The organism is Achromobacter sp. DMS1, assembly GCF_001270295.1.
Genome location: NZ_LHSJ01000153.1, coordinates 10612 through 14691 on the forward strand (window position 1 = coordinate 10612; position 4080 = coordinate 14691).

Consider the following 4080-nt stretch of genomic DNA (forward strand, 5'->3'; position numbering starts at 1 on the left):
ATGATCGAGATGCCCAACAGAATCAACATAATCAGCTGAACCGGCACGCTGGCGTGCGAAATCAGCGAAAGCAACGACATGTCGTTGGTGACTTGCATGGTTATTCCTGAATGAATTCCAGTTTTGCGCGAAGGTCGGCCGGAAGTTCCGTCGGCCGCATATGGATGGCMTGCAGGTGGTTCACCAGGGCGCCGGCCGCCGCCAGGATGAGCGCCACGACCAGGGCGGTCAGCTTGCCGCCGTTGCGGAATGGGGGTTTGCCGCGCAAGATTGCCGGGCTCCTTCTCGTGTGGACAGGCTGGGGAAAACGGCTGGCAGTGTGCCACAGCCGCGTCCGGCGCGGCGCGGAAGCGGCCGTTTTTGCCGCGCCGCCCGCCGGCGGCCCTAGAGCCAGCCCGACTTGCGGAAGCGCCAGTACAGGAAGGAGCAGGCCGCCGCGATGACGCCCAGCGTGACGGGATAGCCCCAGTGCGTCTTGAGTTCGGGCATGAACTCGAAGTTCATGCCGTAGATGCCCGCGATGGCGGTGGGCACGGCCAGGATGGCGGCCCAGGACGCGAGCTTGCGGGTGATGTCGTTCTGCGCCGACTGGCCGATCATGAGGCTGGCCTCGAAGGCGAAGGCCAGCGCCTCGCGCAGCGAATTGAACAGCTCGTCCACCCGCAGCACGCGGTCGGCCACCTCGCCGAAGTATGGGCGCGCGAGCTCGTCCACCGAAGACATTTCCACCCGCGCCAGGCGGCGGCAGATCTCGGCCAGCGGCGAGACCACGGTGTGCACGCGCAGCAGGTCGCGGCGCTGCCGGTAGAGCCTGCGGATATCGGCGTCCTTGGCGCCGCGGATCAGCAGCTTCTGCTCCGCGCCCTCGACCACCGCCTCGAACTTGCCCGCCGCCGCCACGTAGCGGTCGACCAGCCAGTCCAGCAGCTCGGAAGCCACGTAGTCGCTGCCGCGCTTGAGCAGGTCGGGCGAAGCCTCCAGGCGCTCGCGCAGCGGGCTGTGGCCCGCCGTGGCGCCGCGCCGCACGGTGACGAGAAAGCCGTCGCCGATGAGGAACTGGGTTTCGCCGAAAGCCGGGCGGTCGCCCTCGACCTCGACCGTGATGGCGACGATGAGCACCATATTGCCGTAGTCGATGATCTTGGGCCGCTTGTGCGGCTCCAGCATTTCTTCCTGGTTCTTGGTGCAGGCGCCGAGCTGGCTCGTCACCTGGGCGAGCAGCTCGGGGCGCGGGTTGCGCAGCCCGATCCAGAGCATGCCGTCGGGCTGCCGGATATGGGCGCCCACTTCGTCGATCGGCACTTCGCGGGCGCGGCGGCCATTGACGTAGGCGATGGACGCGACGACTTCGCCGCCCTGCCCGGCGGCTTCGCGTGCTTCGGTGGTTTCCTTGAGCATAGACGACCTCAGGCGTTCGGCCCCCGCCTGCGCAGCGTGGAATACCGACGATGATAGCCCAGGGCGCGGCCCGGATCAGGAAAACAGGTCGCGCACGCGGCGCGTGACGTCGATGCGCGGCGCCTGCGGCGCGACGCGCCCGCCCCGGCCGAACGGCAGCTCGGGCGGCTTGGGCAGGTGCTCGAAGAGGGGCAGCATGGCGTCCGTGATGAACCGGGTGCGCGAACCATACACGTGGCGGTCGCCCATGCCGGTCTGCTGGTGCACGTAGAACCGCTGCGGCACGATGAGCTGCAGCCGCTCGCGCGCGCGCGTCATGGCCACGTAGAGCAGGCGGCGCTCTTCCTCGATCTCCTCGGCCGAGCCGGTGCTCATGTCGGACGGGATGCAGCCGTCGACCACGTTGAGCACGTAGACGGCCTTCCACTCCTGGCCCTTGGCGGAGTGGATGGTGGACAGGATCAGGTAATCCTCGTCGCGCAGCGGCGCGCCCGATTCGTCGCTGGTGGCGTCGGGCGGGTCCAGCGTGAGTTCGGTCAGGAAGCGCTCGCGCGAAGGGTAGCCGGCGGCGATGCGCACGAGCTGGTCCAGGTCGGCCTTGCGCACCCGGGCATCCTCGTACAGGCGCTCGATGTGCGTGGCATACCAGCGCAGGGCCAGGTCCACATCGGCCGGCCAGCGCAGCGCCGGATCGCACAGGGCTTCGTAGGTGCGGGCGAAGGCCCGCCAGTCTTCCTGGGCGGCCGCGCCGGGCTTGAATTCGCGCAAGGTGCGCAAGGGCTCGGCCGAGGCCGCCATGGCGTCCATCAGCCTGCCGGCGGTGGCCGGTCCGACGCCCGGCAGCAGCTGCGCCGCACGGAAGCCCGCCATGCGGCCGCGCGGATTCTCGGCCCAGCGCAGCACCGACAGCAGATCCTTGACGTGCGCGGCCTCCAGAAAGCGCAGGCCGCCGAATTTCACGAACGGGATGTCGCGCCGGGTGAGTTCCAGCTCCAGCGCGGCGCTATGGCTGGCCGAGCGGAACAGCGCCGCCTGCGACTTGAGCGCCAGGCCCGCCTCGCGCTGCGCCAGCACCTGGTCGGCCACCCAGCGCGCCTGGCCGGCCTCGTCGCTCACCGTCACCAGCTCCGGCCGCTGGCTGGAGGCCCGATCGGTCCAGAGGTTCTTGGCGTAGCGCTCGGCGGCCTGGCCGATGACCGCGTTGGAGGCATCGAGTATGGGCCGGGTGGATCGGTAGTTGCGCTCCAGCGTCACCACGCGGGCGGGCCGCGCGAACCGGGAGGGAAAATCCAGGATGTTGCGCACCGTGGCGGCGCGGAAGGAATAGATCGACTGCGCGTCGTCGCCCACCACCGTCAAGCCTCGCCCGTCGGGTTTCATGGCCAGCAGAATGGCGGCCTGCAGGCGGTTCGTGTCCTGGTATTCGTCCACCAGCACGTGGTCGAAGCGCGCGCCCACGTCGGCCGCGATCTCCGGATCGGACATCATTTCCGCCCAGTACAGCAGCAGGTCGTCGTAGTCGAGCGCCTGCTGGTCCTGCTTGGCGGCCACATAGGCGCGGAACAGGGACTTGAGCTCGTCTTCCCACTGCGCGCACCAGGGAAAGGCCGTGTTCAGCGCCTCGGCCACCGGCGCCTGGCTGTTGACCACCCGCGAATAGATCGCCAGGCAGGTGCCCTTGAGCGGAAAACGCGACTTGGCGGCCGACAGGCCCAACTCGTGGCGCACCATGCCCATCAGGTCTTCGGCGTCGCCGCGGTCGTGGATGGTGAAAGACGCCGACAGGCCGATGCGGCCGGCGCAATCGCGCAGCAGACGCGCCCCGATGCTGTGGAACGTGCCCGACCAGGGCAGCGAGGGCGGCTGCGCGCCCGGGCGCAGCCGCATGACGCGCGCCAGCACCCCGCCCACCCGGCGCTCCATCTCCTGCGCGGCGCGGCGCGAGAAGGTCAGCAGCAGCATGCGCTGCGGGTCGGCGCCGTTGAGGATGAGATGCGCCACCCGGTGCGCCAGCGTATTGGTCTTGCCGGAACCGGCTCCCGCGATGACCAGCAGCGGCCCGCTCTCCCCGATGCCGCCGTCCGCGCCATGCTCGACGGCCTCGCGCTGGGACGGATTGAGTTCGGCAAGAGGGTCAGCCGACCCGGGCCGGGAATCGGGGCGCCCGGCTGCGGGGCGCCCGGCTGCGGGGCGCTCCTGCCGGACCAGCGCGGCATCGGAAGGCGGAAAATCGGTAGCGGACATGGGGCGGGCCGCGGGCGGCCGTCGATCGGAAAACAGGAAATCGGGAACCGGGGAACGGAAACCGGAAGGCCGGCCGCGGATTGCTCCGCGCCAGCCGGGAACTGTATATTTATACAGAATTTTCCGAATTTCGTCCGACCTCCCTCATGCGCCTGCTCACGGGCACCGCCTCCTGGACCGACCCCACGCTGCTGGCCTGCGGGCGCTTCTACCCCGCGCACGCCCACACCCCCGAAGCCCGGCTGCGCCACTACGCCTCGCGATTCGGCCTGGCCGAGGCCGACGCCGGCTTCTACGCCCTGCCCACCGCGCAGACCACGCACCTTTGSSTGGATGTCGTCCGCTACGTCGAGGACAACCTGCAGGGCGAACGGATGAGCGGCCTGCATGCCTTCGTTGGCGAGGATTTCTTCGACGCGCTCACCGGCCACGATGAGG

General features: G+C 69.3%; 4 protein-coding genes and 1 pseudogene. 1 reads left to right on the plus strand and 4 read right to left on the minus strand.

Annotation, left to right across the window (positions count from 1 at the left end):
• The 4 genes and pseudogenes from AD428_RS26265 to AD428_RS16890 all read right to left on the minus strand — a co-directional run.
• Positions 1–98 (minus strand): annotated as a pseudogene (locus tag AD428_RS26265) (protein TolQ); the annotation flags it as partial.
• 2 nt (positions 99–100) lie between these two features.
• Positions 101–268 (minus strand): hypothetical protein, encoded by a 168-nt coding sequence (locus tag AD428_RS28170; RefSeq protein ID WP_160318596.1) that lies wholly within the window; start codon positions 266–268, stop codon positions 101–103.
• Between the two features lie 116 nt (positions 269–384).
• Positions 385–1398, minus strand: coding sequence for a magnesium and cobalt transport protein CorA (locus AD428_RS16885; protein ID WP_053245947.1), 1014 nt, complete (start codon positions 1396–1398; stop codon positions 385–387).
• Positions 1399–1473: 75 nt separating this feature from the next.
• On the minus strand, positions 1474–3642 hold the full coding sequence (locus tag AD428_RS16890) for an ATP-dependent helicase (RefSeq protein ID WP_082308467.1): 2169 nt from the start codon (positions 3640–3642) through the stop codon (positions 1474–1476).
• 146 nt (positions 3643–3788) lie between these two features.
• Between AD428_RS16890 and AD428_RS27140 the strand changes: the two genes are divergently transcribed.
• A partial coding sequence (locus AD428_RS27140) for a major capsid protein (RefSeq protein ID WP_152968131.1) occupies positions 3789–4080 on the plus strand: 292 nt, incomplete at its 3' end.

Coding starts and splice junctions, on each gene's coding strand:
- AD428_RS16890 (WP_082308467.1), bottom strand. CDS start 3,642: ATGTCCGCTACCGATTTTCCGCCTTCCGATGCCGCGCTGGTCCGGCAG.
- AD428_RS16885 (WP_053245947.1), bottom strand. CDS start 1,398: ATGCTCAAGGAAACCACCGAAGCACGCGAAGCCGCCGGGCAGGGCGGC.